The organism is Neorhizobium sp. R1-B (assembly GCF_004368875.1).
GTDB classification, from domain to species: domain Bacteria; phylum Pseudomonadota; class Alphaproteobacteria; order Rhizobiales; family Rhizobiaceae; genus Neorhizobium; species Neorhizobium huautlense.
Genome location: NZ_SOEM01000023.1, coordinates 48,610 through 66,729 on the forward strand (window position 1 = coordinate 48,610; position 18,120 = coordinate 66,729).

The window sequence follows — 18,120 nt, forward strand, 5'->3', positions numbered from 1 at the left end:
CAAGAGGGTCGCGGGCATGTTTGATCCCCTCAATCTGGTCTACTACGCCCTGATCTGCGGATTTCTCGCGGCCTTTGCGCCGAACTTCGGAGGGCGTGCAGCCCGGGCCGGGTGGGGCCTTGCGGTGGGCGCAATCGCGGTCTTCCTTCTGCCGTGGGTCCGTAGCGCTCTCGGCTTTTGAATTTTGGCCAAATTTCTGGCCTCACTGAGACAAAGAACGAATGGAAAAATATCATGCTTGAGATCAAGAACCTGCATGCCCGTATTGCCGAGGACGGCACCGAAATCATTCGCGGCTTGAACCTGACGGTCAAGGCGGGCGAGATCGCGGCCATCATGGGGCCGAACGGCTCTGGCAAATCGACCCTTTCCTATATTCTCTCCGGCCGCGAGGACTACGAAGTCACCGAAGGTGACATCCTCTATAACGGCGAGAGCATCCTTGAGCTCGACCCGGCCGAGCGTGCCTCCAGGGGGATCTTCCTCGCGTTCCAGTATCCGGTGGAAATCCCCGGTGTTGCCACCATGCAGTTCCTCAAGGTCGCCATGAACGAGCAGCGCAAAGCGCGCGGCGAAGCGGAACTGACGACGCCGGATTTCATCCGCCGCGTCAAGGAGGCTGCAGAGAAGCTGAAGATCGACCAGGCCATGCTGCGCCGCCCGCTGAATGTCGGTTTCTCCGGCGGTGAAAAGAAGCGCGCGGAAATCCTGCAGATGGCGCTGCTGGAGCCGCAGCTTTGCGTGCTGGACGAAACGGATTCCGGCCTCGATATCGATGCGTTGAAGATCGTCGCCGATGGAGTCAATGCGCTGAAATCGCCGGACCGAGCGGTCATCGTTATCACCCATTATCAGCGCCTGCTCGATTATATCGTGCCGGACAGCGTGCATGTCCTCTACAAGGGCCAGATCATCCGCTCCGGCGATAAGTCGCTGGCGCTGGAACTGGAAGAGAACGGTTATGCCGATATCATCGGAGAAGCGGCTTAAGCGCCAAGGAGAGACGTTGTCATGAATATGCAGACGACAAGTCGCCTGACGGCTGCCGAGACCGCACTGGTCGAAGCATTCGCGGCCCAGATCGGAGAATTTCCAGGGAATGGAGCCGTCATCGGCACCCGTGACCGGTTGTTGGATGATCTCAAGAAGGGCGGTCTTCCCACCCGCCGGATTGAGTCCTGGCACTATACCGACCTCAAGAGCCTGCTGCGTCAGGTCCCCGACGTTACGCCTGTGGCAGCGGTCGATCCTATCACGGCATTGGTCGACGGCTCGAAGATTTTCTCGGTCGTGCAGGGGGTTGCGGATCCGAAGGCATCTGCGGACGGCATCGAAGTCGCCGTCTACAAGAATAAACTTACCGATGGCTCGGCTGTCGCGGATCTGGCCGCACTCGGAAATGACGATGCGATCGGTCGGATCAACGGCAGCTTCGTGCGGGACGGTTTTGCTCTTACGATTCCGGCAAATATTGAACTCGAGCAACCGCTTGAACTGCAGGTCCTGCACGCGGGCGGCCAGATTCACACGCGCTTCCCGGTTTCCTTCGGGGCCGCTTCCAAAGCGACGATCATCGAACGTCATCGGGCGGTGACGGAGGGCGCGGCTCTCGTCTCCTCGATCAGTGACATTCGGCTGGATGACGATGCGGAAGTCACCTGGATTATCGTGCAGCAGCAGGGCGCAGCAGATACCCATCTCGGCCAGATCCGCGTCAAACTGGGGCGGAAAGCCAAGCTCCGGCTTTTCGTGATCAATGCCGGCGGCAAACTCGTTCGCCAGGAGTTGCGGATCGACGTTGAGGGCGAGGGCGCCGAATTGACCTTGCGCGGCGTCAACCTTCTCGGTGGCGAGAGCCACACGGATGTTACGCTGATGCTCGGCCACAACGTGCCCCACACCAATTCGACCGAGACCATCCGCAACGTCGTGTTCGATCGGGCCAACGGTGTTTTCCAAGGGATGATCCGGGTTGCGCCGGATGCTCAGAAAACCGATGCCAAGATGGCCTGCAACACGTTGCTTCTCTCGGACGACGGCGGCTTCTCGGTAAAACCGGAGCTTGAAATCTTCGCTGACGACGTGATTTGCGGTCATGGCGCGACGGTTGCCGATATCGACAGCAACCATCTCTTTTACCTGATGGCGCGCGGCGTTCCGGAGAACAAGGCACGGGCCATGCTGGTCAACGCCTTCGTGGCGGAAATCGTCGAGGAATTCGAGGACGAAAAGCTGGTCGAGGCGCTGGAAAGCGTTATTTCGTCCTGGCTTGAAAGGCATGCCTGACATGGACCAGAGCAATCCGGCGGCAACTTATGATGTGGAAGCGATCCGGCGGGATTTTCCGATCCTGTCGACGATGGTCCATGGGAAGCCGCTGGTTTATCTGGATAGCGGCGCGTCAGCGCAGAAACCGCAGGTGGTGATCGACGCCATCAGCCACGCCTATTCCAGTGAATATGCAAACGTCCACCGCGGCCTGCACTACCTCTCGAACGCGGCGACGGAGGCCTATGAATCGGCTCGCGAAAAAGTGCGCCGCTTCCTGAATGCCGGCTCTGTCGACGAGATCGTCTTCACCAAGAATTCGACAGAGGCAATCAATACCGTCGCCTATGGCTGGGGTATGCCTGTCATCGGCGAAGGCGACGAGATCGTTCTGACGATCATGGAGCATCATTCCAATATCGTGCCTTGGCATTTCATCCGCGAACGGCAGGGCGCCAAATTGGTATGGGTGCCGGTGGATGACGAGGGTGCGTTTCATATCGAGGACTTTGAAAGATCGCTGACCGAGAAGACCAAGCTTGTCGCGATCACGCATATGTCGAATGCACTCGGCACGATCGTTCCCGTAAAGGAAGTCTGCCGTATCGCGCACGAGCGGGGTATTCCGGTCTTGATCGACGGCAGCCAGGGGGCGGTGCACATGCCGGTCGATGTTCGCGACATCGATTGCGACTGGTATGTGATGACCGGCCACAAGCTTTACGGTCCGTCGGGCATCGGCGTTCTTTACGGAAAGACGGACCGGCTGAAGGAGATGCGGCCATTCCAGGGCGGTGGGGAAATGATTTTCGAGGTGGCGGAGGATACCGTCACTTACAACGATCCGCCGCATCGTTTCGAAGCCGGCACTCCGCCGATCGTCCAGGCGATCGGACTTGGTTACGCCCTCGATTACATGGACAAGATCGGTCGTGCCTCCATCGCTCGGCATGAGGCGGATCTCGCCGCTTATGCGGCGGAGCGGCTGAGGTCGATCAATTCCTTGCGAATCATCGGAAATGCGCCCGGCAAGGGCAGCATCTTTTCGTTTGAGCTTGCCGGGATCCATGCGCATGACGTGTCCATGGTGATCGATCGCAAGGGGATTGCCGTGCGAGCCGGCACGCACTGCGCCATGCCGCTCTTGAAACGTTTTGGCGTCACCTCCACATGCCGGGCATCGTTCGGCATGTACAATACGCGTGCAGAGGTGGATGCCCTTGCCGATGCGCTGGATTATGCGCGTAACTTCTTTGCCTGAGGAATCGTTGTCATGGCTGTCGATGAAACGGAACTGAAATGGGACGCCCGGGAGGGGATCATCGAATCCTCCATTCCGGCAGAGGAGCTGGCGCGTCTCAGCGACGATATCATCGCTGCGCTGAAGACGGTTTATGACCCGGAGATCCCGGCTGATATCTTCGAACTGGGCCTCATCTACAAGATCGATATCGAAAACGATCGAATGGTGAAGATCGTCATGACGTTGACGGCGCCCGGATGCCCGGTGGCGGGGGAGATGCCCGGCTGGGTGGAAAACGCGGTCGGCGCTGTCGAGGGCGTTTCCGGGGTGGAGGTGGAAATGACGTTCGATCCGCCTTGGACGCCGGAACGGATGTCGGAGGAGGCTCAGGTCGCCGTCGGCTGGTATTGATCCGTTTACGACCGAACATTACATTGAACCGTGAAGCACCGGACCTTGAATCCGGCTGTGGAAGGAGAATAGGCCCATGGGCTTTGCTGTGATGACGATGACTGACGCCGCTGCCGCGCGCGTCAAACAGATTGTGGCCGGGTCCGGACCGGAAGCGCAGGGTGTGCGCGTCGGGATCAAGAAGGGCGGCTGCGCCGGCATGGAATATACCATCGATCTTGTCACGACCGCCAATCCCAAGGACGACCTCGTCGAGCATGATGGCGCCAAGGTTTGGGTCGAGCCTTCTGCGGTGCTTTATCTTCTTGGCACGCAAATGGATTTCGAAATCAGCAGAATCCGTTCGGGCTTCACCTTCGTAAATCCCAACCAGACATCGGCCTGCGGCTGCGGTGAGTCGGTCGAATTGAAGCCCGCCGACCTTGCCGCGCTTGCCAAGCAGCGTGAAGCCGAAACCCACGTTTAATTGCTATAAAATGCTGACGAGGAGAGGGGCCATTCGGCCCTTTCTTTTTTCGTCGGCTATTCGTGCCGTAACGCCTCTATCGGGTTAAGCTGGGCCGCACGGCGAGCCGGAAAATAGCCGAAGATCATGCCGATTGCTGCCGAGAAGGCAAAGGCCACAAAGATGATAGAGGGACTCGTTACGAAGGGCACGCCGAGAACGCTGACGACACCGTAAGCGAGCAGAAGGCCCATCAGAATGCCGGTCACGCCCCCAAAGATGGACAGCATCACCGCTTCGACCAGAAACTGCATCAAGACCTGATTTTCCAACGCCCCGATCGCCAGCCTGATGCCGATTTCGCGCGTGCGCTCCGTTACGGAGACCAGCATGATATTCATAATGCCGATCCCGCCCACCAGAAGGCTCACAGCAGCCACGGCTCCAAGGAGCCCCGTCAGAAGCATTGTAGTGCCGGTCATGGTGGAGGCGATCTGCGACATGTCATTGACCGAGAAATCGTCCTCCCGGCCGATGCCGATGCGTCGGCGTTCTCTCAGGAGGCTTTCCACATCCGATTGAACCCCGGAGGTGGAGACGCCGTCGTGGGCAGAGAGGACGATGCTGGAGATCGTGGTCGTGCCACCGATCCGCCGCTGGTGGAGCTTGAGCGGCATCAGCACCGTATCGTCCTGATCATCTCCCATGCCCGACTGTCCCTTGGCGGCAAGCAGTCCGACGACGGGGCAGGAGACGTTGCTGACCCTGATTGTCTGTCCGACCGGATCAGCCGATCCGAAGAGCTCTTTGCGCAAGGTCTCTCCTATGATGCAGGCGGCCTGCCCGCGCTCCTCCGCGGGCAGAAACTCGCGTCCGGATACCAGATCCCAGTCCTGCGCGATCAGGTAGTCGTTGGTAGTGCCGATTGCGCTGGTCGAATGGTTCTGGCCACCGGCCACAACGGTGGCGGTACCGCGGTTGATCGGCGCAACAGCTCTGAGGCCCGATACCTGATCCCTTATCGCCTCCACATCCTTGTCGTCGAAGCGTTTGGCCTCGGTGCTGGCGCGGCCCGGCCCCCATTGGCCGGGCCGCACGAACAGCGTGTTGGTGCCAAGTCGCTGGAGCTCGGTTTTTACCTGGGCCGTGGTGCCATTGCCGATCGTGACCATGGCGATGACGGCCGCAACGCCAATAACGACACCGAGTACAGTCAGGAATGAGCGCAATATATTCCTGCTGATGGCGCGCCAGGCAAGTTTTGCCGTCTCAATGAACAATTTCCGCCTCCTTTCGACCAACCTCATCCGAGGTGAGGCGGCCGTCGACGAAGCGCAGAAGACGTCGGCCATAAGCTGCTATGTCTTCCTCGTGCGTCACCATGATCACGGTAATGCCCCGCTCGTTGTTGAGGCGGGTGATCAGGTGCATGATCTCGGTACTGGTTCTGGTATCGAGGTTACCGGTCGGCTCGTCGGCGAGCAGAACCGCCGGGTCGGTGACGATCGCCCTGGCAATCGCCACCCGCTGTTGCTGGCCGCCGGACAGTTCCTGTGTCGTGTGATTTTCCCGTCCCTTCAGTCCCACTTGCTCCAGTGCGGCCATGGCGCGCGTTCGGCGCTCGCGAGCGTCCATGCCGCGATAGGTCAACGGCAATTCCACATTCTCGACCGCGGACGTTCGCGCCAACAGATTGAAACCCTGGAATACGAAGCCAAGCATATGTCGGCGCAGCAGCGTCAATTGAGTGCGATCAAAACCGCTGGTTGGCATTCCTTGAAAAAGATATTCGCCCGAGGATGGTACGTCGAGCCCTCCGATGACGTTCATGCAGGTGGACTTGCCCGACCCCGACGGTCCCATGATCGATACGAATTCCCCCTGCGATATCAAAAGATCTACATGGTCGAGCGCGCGGATCGTCGCCTCGCCGCGGCCGTAGAACTTCGAAACCTGCCTGAACTCGATGAGAGGGGCCTGCATCGGATCGCCTCAACCGTTTCGCGCTGTCGCGGAGGTAATCACCAGATCGCCCTCCTTCAGATCGCCCGATTGCAGAACCGTGAACCGACCGTCGGATGATCCCGTCTGAACGCTCAATCGCTGTGGTTGGCCGTTCCGCAGCACCCAGATGCTGCGCGCGGATTTGTCGGCGCTGTCGCTGCCGGAGGCTCGGCTGCCGCCAGGGGGGCGTGGGGGCCGGAAGAGTCGCGTAAGTATGCTGCCGCTGGACCGAGAGACGGCCGGCGGCGAGTAGCGAAGTGCGGCGTTTGGAATAAGAAGGGCATCCTTGACCGACTCGACATTGATGTCCGCCGTTGCCGTCATGCCCGGCCTCAGGAGGAGTTCCTGGTTGTCGACCGTCAGGATCGCCTTGTAGGTGACGATATTCGACACGGTTTCCGACGCGAACCGCACGGTCTCTATTTTCGCTGGAAAGGTTCGATCCGGATAGGCATCCACCGAGAAGACGGCGCCCTGACTTTCCCTCACCTGGCCGACATCCGCCTCATCGACGGCGACCTGCAGTTCCATCTGCCGGAGATCCCCGGCGAGGGTGAACAGGACCGGGGCATTGAGCGAAGAAGCGACGGTCTGGCCGGGATCGACATCGCGCGTCAGCACGATACCATCGATAGGCGACACGATTGTCAGCTTGGAGAGGTTTACTTCCGCCAGGCGCAATGCGGCTTCAGCCGACTGTACTGCAGCGTCATTGATGGCTTTGGTGGCCAGAGCGGATTCGTAGGTATATCTCGCGGCATCCAGCTCCTGCTGGCTGGAAACACGATTGCTGACGAGCCCGCTCAGGCGGTCAAGGCTCGTTTTGGCTGAAGCGGCTTCTGCTTCGGCCTTCAGGACATTGGCTCTTGCCGACGCCAGTTGAGCCCGCGCGCTCTGGACATCGGCTTCCTGTTTGTTCGTATCAAGTTCTGCGAGCACTTCGCCCGCTTTGACGGCGCTGTTGTAGGTGACGTTGACCTTGCGGACCGTGCCCGACAGCTCACTGGATATATCGACCTGCTCGGTCGGTTGGACCGATCCGGTGGCCGTGACGATGACCGAAAGGTCGCCGCGCTCCACCGGCACCGTGCTGTAGGTATATTGCGGGCCGCTACTGCCGAGATAGGTGTATGCTGCAGCCGCTGCTGCCAGAAGGACGACGAGCAGGATCGGCCAGAAGAACTGACGGCGCTTCCTGCCGGATCTTGAAGTCGTGAGAATTTCGGCGAGGTCGGCTGTGCCGGTGGTCCTCTCTGCTGGTTCCAACGTCTTTTGCACGTTCAAGGTCGTGTCCTTAGTGGGGGAGCCGGATCCGCTCGCGATCCTACCTGTTTCCGTATCATGGCACCGGGTATCCGGTTGATGCACAGCTGTCGTACAAATCTCCATGCTTCCGATGACATGAAACGCGTCGAGGATGAACTTAAATATCGGTAAGGTAGTTCGACCTTGATCCGCATCAGCCTGCGGCTGTTTTTTTCCGATGCATCGATATCTCTGCTCGCACGTTGTACGGCCGCAGAGAAGGAGATCACCAATGGTTGATGCTGCGAGAATCAAGGAACATGCAGAAGTCATCGGCGCAGACGGCGTCCATGTCGGGACCGTCGATGGAGTCGAGGGCAGCCGGATCAAGCTCACCAGGAAAGACAGTGGTGAAGGAGGGCATAGAGGCCATCATCATTTCATTCCACTCGATCTTGTTGCCGATATCGAAGGAAACACGGTGCGGCTTTCAGCCAATAGCGATGTGGCCGTCTCCTTTGAAGAGGAAGAAGGCGGCGGATCGGTTCATTGAGAACGAGATGCCGGCGCCCATGGGCGCCGGCTCAAACTGTGGAGATGGGCCTGTTCTATTGCGTGGAACTTGGTACGCCAAAACGCTCTGGCATGAATGCCGTTTCCGAGGGCGGGCCGCTGAGGCGATCGGTTTTGGCCGTTACGGATGGCCCAGCCGAATGCAACAGAAGCACAGCTAGCAAAGCCCCGACGATGGCTGATCCCAAGGCGATGAGAATGTTTCGGGCGTTCATGGCGATACCCTCCTTTTATATTTCAACATCCTAAATCACGAAATGTTCCGCGAGGGAGTGCAGCCTAGAGCGTAGCGTGTTCGAGAGCAGCCACGCTTCCTGCGTGCACCTCTAGACGCCAACTGCATCAATCATATGTCGAGGCGGTGAGGGGATTGAGCCGCCTGGAGTGACGCGGCATTGGACGCGAGAAGATGCGGGATAGTCAATTTTGGGCTGAGAGTTCCGCTGGCGAAGCCATGATCTCACCGCCGCCAAGACCTTGATCCGCATATTTGAACACCAGGATACTGAGTACCGAGGCAACCATCACAATGAAGATAATTCGCATAGGAGCTCCTTCGGCCGCATCAACGTGATGAATGACGAAGAAGTTCCATCGCTCCCGTCTGTAGAAAGGCCCGGGCGAGGGCGGCGTGCCTGGAAACGGACAAGCAACGCGCGAGGTTAAGCTGAAAGAAGATCGAGGGTGGGAGTCTTATGTCCGCAGTTGCGCATATAAGAAAACCGTTTCGAGAATCGTCCGGGACAGAGTTTCAAGGTGTAGGTGGTGAGAGCGCAGGGATTCGAACCCTGGACCTACTGATTAAAAGTCAGTTGCTCTACCGACTGAGCTACGCTCTCCCACGGTACGCGAGACGCGCCCTTGAAAGTGCGCGGAACATATGCAGGCGACCTCTTGCGGTCAACCCGCAAAAACAGCAAAAATGCGGCTTGTTGACGCTTTTCCATGCCGGAGCGAAAAGGTGATTGGCATTTGCCGCTTTCAGACATTAGGTGAGGCGCATTAAGCGGGGTGATGCGCCCCCTGTTGGAGCCGCTGGTGTCGATTGCCGAAATTTCCCTCTTGAGCGCACTGATTGCCGGTGCGCTGTCGTTCCTTTCTCCTTGCGTGCTGCCGCTCGTGCCTCCGTATCTTTGTTATATGGCCGGTATTTCGGTGGATCAGTTCCGGGGCGGCGGTGCTGCGATTGCCGTGCAGTCGGGCGGTACGCGCAAGGCGGTGCTGATGGCGGCGCTGTTCTTCACGCTCGGCTTTGCGACCGTCTTCGTGGCGCTCGGTGCCGGCGCGTCCACCATCGGCGTCCTGCTTCGTCAGCATCTGGATCTCCTGTCGAAGATCGGCGGCCTGATCATCATCGTCATGGGGCTGAACTTCCTCGGCGTCTTCCGCATCGGCCTGCTCGCGCGCGAAGCGCGTTTCCAGGGCGGAGGGCAGCCCGCGACGCTGTCGGGCGCATATGTGATGGGCCTTGCTTTTGCCTTTGGTTGGACGCCCTGCATTGGTCCGGTGCTCGGCGCCATCCTGGGTGTGGCGGCGTCACGCGACACGGTCAGCGAAGGGGGAATGTTGCTCGCCATCTACTCGCTGGGCCTCGCCGTTCCCTTCTGGATCGCTGCCGGCTTTTCCGGCGCCTTCATGCGCTTCCTGACGCGCTTTCGCCGCCATCTCGGTCTGGTGGAGAAGGCCATGGGCGTGTTCCTGATCCTGACCGGCCTTGCCTTCATTTTCGGATTCGTCACTTCCGCCGCAATCTGGTTCCAGCAGACCTTTCCAATCCTTATGCAAATCGGCTAACCGAAAGCTTCCTCGAACCTTGGTCCGTACGGGCAGGCAAAAAATGGCCGATATCATTGCATTGCTATTGCCCTTTTTCGGGCTGATCTTCATCGGCTATCTTGCTGCGAAGGTAACCAAACAGCCCGCTGAAGCTCTTGGATGGATGAATACCTTCATCATCTATGCAGCTCTTCCGGCACTCTTTTTCAAGCTGGTGTCGCGCACGCCGGTGGAGCAACTGACCAGAGCCGACTTTATCTTCGGCGAGATTGCCGCGACCTATCTGGTCTTTCTTCTGCTTTTCCTGATCGGCTTCTTCATTCGCCGGAACTCCTTTGAAGACTGTACTATTCAAGCCTTTGCAGGCTCCTATGGCAATATCGGCTATATGGGGCCGGGTCTCGCTCTTCTGGCCTTTGGGGAAGCGGCGGCAGTGCCGGTTGCGCTGATTGTCTGTTTCGAAAATGGCGCTCATTTCGTCGTGGCCCCGGCCATGATGGCGGTCGCCGGCGAAGACAGGCGGCCGGTGGTGCAGGTCGTGCTGGAAATAGCCCGAAAGGTGATCCTCCACCCGTTCATCATCTCGACTGCATTTGGCTTTTGTTTTGCCGCTTTCGGCTTCAGGCCGCACGACTCCGTGCAGCGTCTGATCGACTACCTCGCTCAGGCGGCAGCGCCTTGCGCATTGTTTGCCATGGGAGTGACGCTGGCGTTGCGGCCGATAAAGCGGGTGCCGCTCGAAATCGGCTATATCGCAGTCGCTAAGCTGATTCTGCTGCCGATCACCACCTATACGGTTCTCTCGCTGATCGGCAATTTCGAGCCGGTCTGGATTTATTCCGCTACGCTGCTTTCGGCTCTGCCGACGGCCACCAACGTCTTCGTGATCAGTCAGCAATATGGAATTTGGCAGGAGCGGGCGTCAGCCAGCATCCTCATCATCACGGTCGCTTCCGTCCTGACGCTTCCCGTCCTGCTTTATCTCATCCATTCCGGTGCGTTACCGCCGGATCTCGTTCCGTAAGGCATCGACCACGGCGCGGAAACCGCGGCCCGGTTCGATGCCTTCGCGCATCAGGAGATTTCGCAATGGCGGCGCGCCGCCGAGAATATGAAGGCCCGCCGCGCGCAGCATCTGAACCGGCAAGAAATCCGATAGCAGCGAGCGGTTCAGGATATCGACGCCAAACGTGCGGCTCATCACATCGGGCCGCCGGCGACGGTTGAACTGGTCGCCTGCATCGGCGGCGATTGGACGGTCGCCCGTCGCTGCAAGCAACTCCGTGAGCGCTATCACATCGCGAAGCGACAGATTGAGGCCCTGCGCCCCGATGGGCGGGAAAGCGTGCGCCGCCTCACCAATCAGCGCCAGGCGCCCCTTGCCGAAACGGTCCGCCATCAGGCTGGAGAGCGGCCAGATCTGCGGTGTACCTTCCACGGCCACCTTGCCGAGGATGGATTGCATCCGATCTTCGACCCGGCGGGAGAGTTGGTCCGACGGCAGTTCGATGAGGCGCTGGGCTTCCTCCGGCTTGACGACCCAGACGAGGCTGGATCGAAGCCCGGGGAGCGGCACTTGGGTAAAGGGGCCGGTCTCGGTGTGGAATTCCGTCGAGACATTGCTGTGGGGGAGGGTATGAGAAAAATTCAGCACCAGCGCCGATTGGGGATAGGACCAGGTCCGTGTGCCGATGCCTGCGGCATCCCGGGTCTTGGATTTGCGTCCGTCGGCTCCAACGACGAAATCCGTGGTGATCGTCGATCCGCCGGCAAGCGTTATCGCGACACGTTCTGCCGAATAATCCAGGGTTTCGACGCTCTGTTCTATCTTCGTGATGTTCGGTTCGGCGGCGACGGCGGCGTCCAGCGTCAGGGTCAGCGCATTGTTCGGTATGTTGTAACCAAAGGCATAAAGGCCAACGTCCAAGGCGCGAAATTGCGCCGTTGGCGCCCGCAGCAGCCGCTTCGTGGCGTCGAGGATCTGCATCACGGAAAGGGGGGCGGCCGAAGGCGCAATATTCTCCCAAACGCCAAGCCGCTCCAGGAAACGAATTGATTGGTCCATCAGTGCCGTGGTGCGTTCATCGCTCTTTTCCAAGGCAGGGGCGATGAAGGCCAGTTTGCGGCCCGAGCGTGCCAAGGCCAACGCCGCAACCGAGCCCGCGAGACCTCCCCCCACCACCGCGATTTCGAAATGCTGCATGTGCGTCATCCTGCTTTGCGAATGTCCATCGGATATCTAGAGCCTCAGCATCCGCATATCCATGGGGCACGACGGCGCAGCAACAGAAAAAGCAATGGTTTAAGGAGGTGGAAGATGCCAAGTTGGTTGCAAAGCGTGCCAATTCGCCGCATATCTGCCGAACCAAGGCAATGCGGGACTTACGTGTGATCAGGCGAATATTCAACTACAGGAAAGTTCCCTATGCGGAGATTCGCGCCTTTTCGGTTCATTTGCTGACTGCGTCAGGTTCCTTTCTTGCATTTCTTGGCGTCGTTGCCGCAGCCGAACATCGCTTCGTCGATATGTTCTGGTGGTTGGGCCTGGCGCTTCTCGTTGACGGTATCGACGGGCCGATCGCACGCAAGGTAAAGGTCAAGGAAGTTCTTCCGAACTGGTCCGGCGACACTTTGGACAACATCATCGACTACGTGACCTATGTCCTGTTGCCGGCCTTTGCGCTTTATCAGAGCGGCATGATCGGCGAACCCTGGTCGTTTTTCGCCGCCGGAGCCATCGTCGTATCCAGCGCGGTCTATTACGCGGACATGGGTATGAAGACGGATGAATATTTCTTTTCCGGCTTTCCCGTCGTCTGGAACATGGTGATCTTCACGCTCTTCGTCATCGACGCCAGCGCGATGACAGCACTGATCGTCGTGTCGGTCTCCGTCATCCTCACCTTCTTCCCGATCAACTTCCTTCATCCTGTCCGGGTGAAGCGTTTGAGATCGCTCAATCTCGCGGTCTGCCTGATCTGGTGCGCGCTTGGGGGGTATTCGCTTCTTCTGCATTTCAACTCGCCCGACTGGGTCATCTGGGGCGTGGTTCTCAGCGGTATCTACCTCTATTGCATTGGCGGTGTGCTGCAGCTTTTTCCAAACCTTGGAAAATGAGCTGGGGTTGCTTCAGCGCCGGCGGTTTCATGTTGTGCGAAGCAACAAAAACGGTATCAATATGATCGATCGGCGCGATGCCTTCAGATCGCGCCTGCTCTTTTAAAAACAAGGCGCTGCCATCGGTGAAAACGCCTCGCAGAAGGCGACCGGCAGCGAACAGGGGGTTCAGTGACGTTACCCGAAGGTCCGGCAGCAGTACCGCTTTTGTCGGTTCGAGGTTTGACCAAGCTTTTCGGCGGCTTTGCCGCCTGCAATGCGATCGATCTCGATATTGCGGCAGGTGAGATCCATGCGCTTCTGGGAGAGAATGGTGCCGGCAAATCGACGCTGGTGAAGATGCTTTTCGGCGTGCTCCAGCCCAGCGCCGGTCAGATCTTGTGGGAAGGCACACCGGTTACGATCAGCTCGCCCGGCGAGGCGAGGCGTCTCGGCGTCGGCATGGTCTTTCAGCACTTTTCATTGTTCGAGGCCCTGACGGTGGCGGAAAACATCGCCTTGTCGCTGGACCCGAAGATTTCCCTATCGAAGATCTCCGATGAAGCGGCTGCCCTTTCCAAGGCCTACGGCCTGCCGCTGGATCCCAAGGCGCATGTGGCGGATCTTTCCGTGGGCGAACGTCAACGGATCGAGATCGTTCGGGCGCTGCTGCAAAATCCCAAGCTGATCATTCTCGACGAACCGACGTCTGTGCTCACGCCGCAGGAGGCTGACCGTCTGTTCGAGACGCTCTCCAAGCTCAAGGCTGAGGGACGCTCGGTTCTTTATATCAGCCACCGGCTGGAGGAGGTCCGTCGGATCTGCGATCGCGCCACCGTTTTGCGCCACGGCAGAGTGACGGGCGCCTGCGATCCGAAACTGGAGACGCCCGCCTCGCTCGCCCGCATGATGGTTGGTTCGGACGTGGCGCAGGTCCATCGGGATAGCGCCGAAGCACTTGGGGATATCCGCATCGAGGTGACCGATCTCTCGGTACCGGCGCGGACGCCGTTTGCCGTATCGCTCAAGAACATTTCCTTAAAAGTCCGTGCCGGCGAAGTGCTTGCTATTGCTGGAGTGGCGGGTAACGGGCAGGGCGAGCTTTTCGATGCGCTGTCGGGAGAATATCCGGTCGCGGACGACGAAGCGATCCGTATTCGCGGTAAGGCGGTCGGCGGCATGGGCATCAACGGTCGCCGCCTGCTTGGCGCCGGCTTCGTGCCGGAAGAACGTCACGGACATGCGGCGGTTTCGGCGCTGCCGTTGTCGGATAATCTTCTGCTCGCCCGCAGCCAATCGGATAAACAGGCATTTCTTTCGGGCGGTGCCGTTTCGATCATCCGCCAGGATGCGATCCGTTCTGCCACACGCCGCATCTGTGAAGCGATGGATGTGAGAAAAAGCGGAGAGGATCCGCTGGCCGGTTCGCTCTCCGGCGGCAATCTGCAGAAATTCATCGTCGGACGGGAGCTTGACCGCCAGCCGGCGGTGCTGATCGTCAACCAGCCGACTTGGGGCGTCGATGCGGGCGCGGCTAGCCGCATCAGGCAGGCACTCATCGACCTCGCCAAAGCCGGTTCCGCGGTGGTGGTCATCAGCCAGGACCTGGACGAGATCTTCGAGGTTGCGACCAATATTGCCGTCATCTCGGAGGGCAAGCTTTCCGATCCTCATCCTGCAGGCACGCTGACGCTCGAGCGCATCGGCCTGATGATGGGCGGTATTCACGAAAGCCATTCAATCCCGGAGGCGGCGCATGCACATTGAACTCGAGAAGCGCGCTCGCGTCTCGACGCTGTTCTCCATTCTCTCGCCGCTGCTTGCATTGGCTCTGACGCTTGTCTTCGGCCTCGTTATGTTCTGGCTGCTCGGCAAGAGCCCGCTCGGCGCTCTCTACAGCTTCTTCGTCGAACCGCTGCTTGAAGTGTGGTCGCTGCATGAACTGGCGGTAAAGGCGGCACCCCTCATCCTCATCGCCGTAGGCCTGGCCATCTGTTACCGGTCCAACAATTGGAACATCGGTGCGGAAGGTCAATTCACCATTGGAGCCATTACCGGCTCAATCCTTCCGGTGATGAACCCCGAATGGCATTCGCCGTTGATCCTGCCCCTGATGCTGCTGATGGGCATGGCGGGTGGCGCATTCTATGCGGCGATCCCGGCGCTGTTGAAAACGCGGTTCAACACCAATGAGATCCTGACCAGTCTGATGCTGGTTTATATCGCGCAGCTTTATCTCGACTGGTTGACGCGCGGTCCGTGGCGCGACCCGCAGGGCTACAATTTCCCACAGACCAAAAGCTTCCAGATCGAAGCGGTCCTGCCGGAAGTTCTCTCATCTGGCCGCGCTCATTGGGGTTTCATCTTTGCACTGGTTGCAGCAGTCGCCTTGTGGTTCATGATGCGGTTCATGCTCAAGGGGTTTCAAGTCTCCGTTCTCGGACAATCGGAGCGGGCAGGGCGCTTCGCCGGCTTTTCAGCCCGCCGGATGGTGTGGTTCTCTATGCTGCTTTCCGGAGCGCTGGCGGGGCTTGCGGGGATTTCGGAAGTCTCCGGCTCGATCGGCCACCTGCAGCCGTCGATCTCTCCGGGCTACGGCTTTACCGCCATCATCGTCGCCTTCCTGGGCAGACTTAACCCGCTCGGGATCGTCGCGTCAGGCCTGGTCCTGGCGTTGACCTATTTGGGCGGGGAAGCGGCTCAGCTTTCTATTGGAATTTCCGACAAAGTGAGCCGTGTCTTCCAGGGGCTGCTGCTCTTCTTCGTGCTCTCCTGCGATACACTGATCCATTACAAGATCCGCCTGGTTCTTGCCGGAGCAAAAGCTGGCGAGGCAAGAAGCTGATGTTCGAGGCCATCCTTCTCACTGTCATCACCGCGTCGACGCCGCTCGTTATTGCCGCACTCGGGGAACTGGTCACGGAACGCGCCGGCGTTCTCAATCTGGGCGTCGAAGGCATGATGATCATGGGAGCGGTCTGTGCCTTTGCCGTAACGCAGATGAGCGGCTCGCCCTATGTCGGCCTTTTCGCCGGCATTTTAGGCGGAGGGATTTTCTCGCTCCTATTCGGCTTCCTGACGCTCACCCTCGTCGCAAATCAGGTGGCGACCGGTCTTGCGTTGACCATACTGGGGCTCGGCCTGTCCGGGCAGCTCGGCGAGGCCTTCGTCGGTCAACCCGGCATCAAATTGCAGCCGATTGTCTTTCCGCTGCTTTCGGATATCCCGTTTTTCGGCCGAGTTCTGTTCAGTCAGGACCTGACGTTCTACCTCTCGACAGGCTTGGTGATCGGCATCAATTGGTTCCTATTCAAAAGCCGCACCGGCCTCAAAATGCGGGCGATCGGAGATAACCACGTCTCGGCCCATGCACTGGGCATCAATGTCATCCGAACCCGGTATCTGGCTGTCATGTTTGGGGGTGCATGTGCCGGGCTCGCGGGCGCGCAGCTTTCACTTGTCTACACGCCGCAATGGGTGGAGAACATGTCGGCCGGGCGGGGCTGGATCGCGCTGGCACTTGTGGTCTTCGCCTCCTGGCGCCCCTGGCGCGTGCTTGCAGGTGGCTACCTCTTCGGCGCGGTCACGATCGGCCAGCTGCATGCCCAGGCCTTCGGCATCGGCATCCCGTCGCAATTCCTGTCCGCGCTTCCTTACGCGGCTACTATTGTCGTGCTGATCATCATCTCGCATAATCGTCGCACGACGCTCATCAATACGCCGGCATCGTTGGGGAAACCCTTTGTCCCCGACCGGTGACCGCGGTGGAACAACATCCGTCTTTAAGCCAATAGAGGTTAGGAAATGAAGAAACTGATTATCGCCCTTGCCGCTTCGGCCGCCCTTCTCGGCGGCTTTTCGACCGGCGCTCAGGCCCAGGAGAAGAAAAAGGTCTGTTTCATTTACGTCGGCTCGCGCACGGACGGCGGCTGGACCCAGGCCCATGACCTCGGTCGCCAGCAACTGGACAAAGCGCTCGGCGCCAAGGTCGAGACTCCGTTCCTCGAAAATGTTCCGGAAGGTCCGGATGCCGAGCGCGCCATCGAGCGTATGGCGCGGTCCGGTTGCTCGCTTGTCTTCACGACCTCCTTTGGCTTCATGGATGCGACCGTCAAGGTCGCTGCGAAATTTCCCGATGTGAAATTCGAGCATGCGACCGGCTTCAAGGCTGCGGCGAACCTCGCGACCTACAATTCGCGCTTCTACGAAGGCCGTTACATCCAGGGCCAGATCGCCGCGAAAATGTCGAAGAAGGGGCTGGCCGGCTATATTGCCTCCTTCCCGATCCCAGAAGTGGTTATGGGCATCAATGCCTTCGAACTCGGTGCGAAGTCCGTCAATCCGAACTTCAAGCTGAAGGTCGTCTGGGCCAATACCTGGTTCGATCCAGGCAAGGAAGCCGATGCCGCCAAGGCGCTCATCGATCAAGGCGTCGATATTCTGACCCAGCACACCGACACGACGGCTCCGATGCAGGTTGCCGCCGAACGCGGTATCCTGGCTTTCGGACAGGCCTCCGACATGATCGCGGCAGGCCCGAAGACGCAGCTGACCGCGATCGTCGACACCTGGGGCGCTTATTACATCAAACGCACGCAGGCGCTGCTCGACGGCACGTGGAAGTCCGAGCAGATCTGGGACGGTCTTAAGGACGGCATCCTGACGATGGCGCCCTACACTAACATGCCGGACGACGTGAAGGCGATGGCAGAAGAGACCGAAGCCAAGATCAAGTCGGGCGAATTGCATCCGTTCACCGGGCCGATCAACAAGCAGGATGGTTCTCCTTGGCTCAAGGCGGGCGAAAAGGCTGACGACGGCACGTTGCTCGGTATGAACTTCTATGTCGAGGGCGTCGACGACAAGCTGCCGAAGTAACGAGATCAGTGGACGCAGCAGCGACCACGCATCATCTCGAACGGCGAGTGCCTGCAGATCAGCAGGCGCAAAGTTTGGTATAGCAAAAAAAGCAACGGTGTTAGGTGTCAATCGCGTTAGCGTGGTGTTCCCGCATTCTTGCGTTGAGGATGATGATCATCTTTCGCATGACGGCGACGAG

19 protein-coding genes and 1 tRNA gene are annotated in these 18,120 nt (G+C 59.1%); 14 read left to right on the plus strand and 6 right to left on the minus strand.

The features are described from left to right. Nucleotides 1–16: 16 nt before the first annotated feature. The 6 genes from EDE05_RS26955 to sufA all read left to right on the plus strand — a co-directional run bounded on the left by EDE05_RS26955 (nucleotide 17) and on the right by sufA (nucleotide 4,388). A complete protein-coding gene (locus EDE05_RS26955; protein WP_165924260.1) occupies nucleotides 17–181 on the plus strand; it encodes a hypothetical protein in 165 nt (54 codons plus the stop codon). 53 nt (nucleotides 182–234) lie between these two features. After that, the gene (gene sufC, locus EDE05_RS22635; RefSeq protein WP_105369978.1) at nucleotides 235–990 is read left to right on the plus strand and encodes a Fe-S cluster assembly ATPase SufC; all 756 of its coding nucleotides are present in this window, start codon (nucleotides 235–237) and stop codon (nucleotides 988–990) included. Nucleotides 991–1,011: 21 nt separating this feature from the next. After that, complete coding sequence (sufD, locus tag EDE05_RS22640; RefSeq protein ID WP_112803233.1) at nucleotides 1,012–2,286, plus strand: Fe-S cluster assembly protein SufD; 1,275 nt, start codon at nucleotides 1,012–1,014, stop codon at nucleotides 2,284–2,286. 1 nt (nucleotide 2,287) lies between these two features. Then, entirely contained in the window at nucleotides 2,288–3,529 is a 1,242-nt protein-coding gene (locus tag EDE05_RS22645; RefSeq protein WP_112803235.1) for a cysteine desulfurase, read from the plus strand. A gap of 12 nt (nucleotides 3,530–3,541) precedes the next feature. Continuing rightward, nucleotides 3,542–3,922: an SUF system Fe-S cluster assembly protein gene (locus tag EDE05_RS22650; protein WP_105369975.1), complete on the plus strand. Its 381-nt coding sequence runs from the start codon at nucleotides 3,542–3,544 to the stop codon at nucleotides 3,920–3,922. A 76-nt stretch (nucleotides 3,923–3,998) separates the two neighbouring features. Then, nucleotides 3,999–4,388, plus strand: a complete 390-nt coding sequence (gene sufA, locus EDE05_RS22655; RefSeq protein ID WP_112803237.1) for a Fe-S cluster assembly scaffold SufA — start codon at nucleotides 3,999–4,001, stop codon at nucleotides 4,386–4,388. Between the two features lie 56 nt (nucleotides 4,389–4,444). On the opposite strand, the gene EDE05_RS22660 is transcribed toward sufA, so the two are convergent. The 3 genes from EDE05_RS22660 to EDE05_RS22670 are packed head-to-tail and all read right to left on the minus strand — an operon-like array spanning nucleotide 4,445 to nucleotide 7,649. Then, the gene (locus tag EDE05_RS22660) at nucleotides 4,445–5,647 is read right to left on the minus strand and encodes an ABC transporter permease (RefSeq protein WP_112803239.1); all 1,203 of its coding nucleotides are present in this window, start codon (nucleotides 5,645–5,647) and stop codon (nucleotides 4,445–4,447) included. Next, on the minus strand, nucleotides 5,637–6,350 hold the full coding sequence (locus EDE05_RS22665) for an ABC transporter ATP-binding protein (protein ID WP_105369972.1): 714 nt from the start codon (nucleotides 6,348–6,350) through the stop codon (nucleotides 5,637–5,639). The genes EDE05_RS22660 and EDE05_RS22665 overlap by 11 nt, the downstream gene beginning before the upstream one ends. 9 nt (nucleotides 6,351–6,359) lie before the next feature. Then, nucleotides 6,360–7,649, minus strand: a complete 1,290-nt coding sequence (locus tag EDE05_RS22670) for an efflux RND transporter periplasmic adaptor subunit (protein ID WP_245505223.1) — start codon at nucleotides 7,647–7,649, stop codon at nucleotides 6,360–6,362. A gap of 259 nt (nucleotides 7,650–7,908) precedes the next feature. Between EDE05_RS22670 and EDE05_RS22675 the strand changes: the two genes are divergently transcribed. Beyond that, on the plus strand, nucleotides 7,909–8,169 hold the full coding sequence (locus EDE05_RS22675) for a DUF2171 domain-containing protein (RefSeq protein ID WP_112803242.1): 261 nt from the start codon (nucleotides 7,909–7,911) through the stop codon (nucleotides 8,167–8,169). Nucleotides 8,170–8,609: 440 nt separating this feature from the next. Here EDE05_RS22675 and EDE05_RS27455 read toward each other — a convergent pair whose 3' ends face one another. Both EDE05_RS27455 and EDE05_RS22680 read right to left on the minus strand, forming a co-directional pair. Continuing rightward, the gene (locus EDE05_RS27455) at nucleotides 8,610–8,735 is read right to left on the minus strand and encodes a hypothetical protein (protein ID WP_280952501.1); all 126 of its coding nucleotides are present in this window, start codon (nucleotides 8,733–8,735) and stop codon (nucleotides 8,610–8,612) included. A 217-nt stretch (nucleotides 8,736–8,952) separates the two neighbouring features. After that, nucleotides 8,953–9,028: transfer RNA gene (locus tag EDE05_RS22680), tRNA-Lys, on the minus strand. Nucleotides 9,029–9,227: 199 nt separating this feature from the next. Here EDE05_RS22680 and EDE05_RS22685 point away from each other — a divergent pair. Together EDE05_RS22685 and EDE05_RS22690 are read left to right on the plus strand one after the other, a co-directional pair. Further along, nucleotides 9,228–9,983: a cytochrome c biogenesis CcdA family protein gene (locus EDE05_RS22685; protein ID WP_112796672.1), complete on the plus strand. Its 756-nt coding sequence runs from the start codon at nucleotides 9,228–9,230 to the stop codon at nucleotides 9,981–9,983. 43 nt (nucleotides 9,984–10,026) lie between these two features. Continuing rightward, nucleotides 10,027–10,989, plus strand: coding sequence for an AEC family transporter (locus EDE05_RS22690; protein ID WP_112796504.1), 963 nt, complete (start codon nucleotides 10,027–10,029; stop codon nucleotides 10,987–10,989). On the opposite strand, the gene EDE05_RS22695 is transcribed toward EDE05_RS22690, so the two are convergent. Next, nucleotides 10,966–12,168 carry a UbiH/UbiF family hydroxylase gene (locus tag EDE05_RS22695; protein WP_112796506.1) on the minus strand — a complete coding sequence of 401 codons (1,203 nt, stop codon included), beginning with the start codon at nucleotides 12,166–12,168 and terminating at the stop codon, nucleotides 10,966–10,968. The genes EDE05_RS22690 and EDE05_RS22695 overlap by 24 nt on opposite strands. A gap of 170 nt (nucleotides 12,169–12,338) precedes the next feature. Between EDE05_RS22695 and pcsA the strand changes: the two genes are divergently transcribed. The 5 genes from pcsA to EDE05_RS22720 all read left to right on the plus strand — a co-directional run bounded on the left by pcsA (nucleotide 12,339) and on the right by EDE05_RS22720 (nucleotide 17,939). After that, complete coding sequence (pcsA, locus tag EDE05_RS22700) at nucleotides 12,339–13,082, plus strand: phosphatidylcholine synthase (RefSeq protein WP_105375066.1); 744 nt, start codon at nucleotides 12,339–12,341, stop codon at nucleotides 13,080–13,082. A 171-nt stretch (nucleotides 13,083–13,253) separates the two neighbouring features. After that, on the plus strand, nucleotides 13,254–14,828 hold the full coding sequence (locus EDE05_RS22705) for an ABC transporter ATP-binding protein (protein ID WP_132413001.1): 1,575 nt from the start codon (nucleotides 13,254–13,256) through the stop codon (nucleotides 14,826–14,828). Then, nucleotides 14,818–15,906 carry an ABC transporter permease gene (locus tag EDE05_RS22710; protein WP_112796510.1) on the plus strand — a complete coding sequence of 363 codons (1,089 nt, stop codon included), beginning with the start codon at nucleotides 14,818–14,820 and terminating at the stop codon, nucleotides 15,904–15,906. The genes EDE05_RS22705 and EDE05_RS22710 overlap by 11 nt, the downstream gene beginning before the upstream one ends. After that, a complete protein-coding gene (locus EDE05_RS22715) occupies nucleotides 15,906–16,820 on the plus strand; it encodes an ABC transporter permease (protein ID WP_112796512.1) in 915 nt (304 codons plus the stop codon). Before EDE05_RS22710 ends, EDE05_RS22715 begins: the two co-directional genes overlap by 1 nt. Before the next feature lie 45 nt (nucleotides 16,821–16,865). Further along, nucleotides 16,866–17,939: a BMP family ABC transporter substrate-binding protein gene (locus EDE05_RS22720; RefSeq protein ID WP_112796516.1), complete on the plus strand. Its 1,074-nt coding sequence runs from the start codon at nucleotides 16,866–16,868 to the stop codon at nucleotides 17,937–17,939. Nucleotides 17,940–18,120 lie beyond the last annotated feature (181 nt).

Bases quoted from the DNA above. Each gene is read 5' to 3' on its own strand.
- EDE05_RS22695 (WP_112796506.1), bottom strand. From the start codon at position 12,168: ATGCAGCATTTCGAAATCGCGGTGGTGGGGGGAGGTCTCGCGGGCTCG.
- EDE05_RS27455 (WP_280952501.1), bottom strand. From the start codon at position 8,735: ATGCGAATTATCTTCATTGTGATGGTTGCCTCGGTACTCAGTATCCTG.
- EDE05_RS22650 (WP_105369975.1), top strand. From the start codon at position 3,542: ATGGCTGTCGATGAAACGGAACTGAAATGGGACGCCCGGGAGGGGATC.
- EDE05_RS22710 (WP_112796510.1), top strand. From the start codon at position 14,818: ATGCACATTGAACTCGAGAAGCGCGCTCGCGTCTCGACGCTGTTCTCC.
- sufD (WP_112803233.1), top strand. From the start codon at position 1,012: ATGAATATGCAGACGACAAGTCGCCTGACGGCTGCCGAGACCGCACTG.
- EDE05_RS22645 (WP_112803235.1), top strand. From the start codon at position 2,288: ATGGACCAGAGCAATCCGGCGGCAACTTATGATGTGGAAGCGATCCGG.
- EDE05_RS22720 (WP_112796516.1), top strand. From the start codon at position 16,866: ATGAAGAAACTGATTATCGCCCTTGCCGCTTCGGCCGCCCTTCTCGGC.
- EDE05_RS22715 (WP_112796512.1), top strand. From the start codon at position 15,906: ATGTTCGAGGCCATCCTTCTCACTGTCATCACCGCGTCGACGCCGCTC.
- EDE05_RS22690 (WP_112796504.1), top strand. From the start codon at position 10,027: ATGGCCGATATCATTGCATTGCTATTGCCCTTTTTCGGGCTGATCTTC.
- sufA (WP_112803237.1), top strand. From the start codon at position 3,999: ATGGGCTTTGCTGTGATGACGATGACTGACGCCGCTGCCGCGCGCGTC.
- pcsA (WP_105375066.1), top strand. From the start codon at position 12,339: ATGCGGGACTTACGTGTGATCAGGCGAATATTCAACTACAGGAAAGTT.
- EDE05_RS26955 (WP_165924260.1), top strand. From the start codon at position 17: ATGTTTGATCCCCTCAATCTGGTCTACTACGCCCTGATCTGCGGATTT.
- sufC (WP_105369978.1), top strand. From the start codon at position 235: ATGCTTGAGATCAAGAACCTGCATGCCCGTATTGCCGAGGACGGCACC.
- EDE05_RS22665 (WP_105369972.1), bottom strand. From the start codon at position 6,350: ATGCAGGCCCCTCTCATCGAGTTCAGGCAGGTTTCGAAGTTCTACGGC.
- EDE05_RS22675 (WP_112803242.1), top strand. From the start codon at position 7,909: ATGGTTGATGCTGCGAGAATCAAGGAACATGCAGAAGTCATCGGCGCA.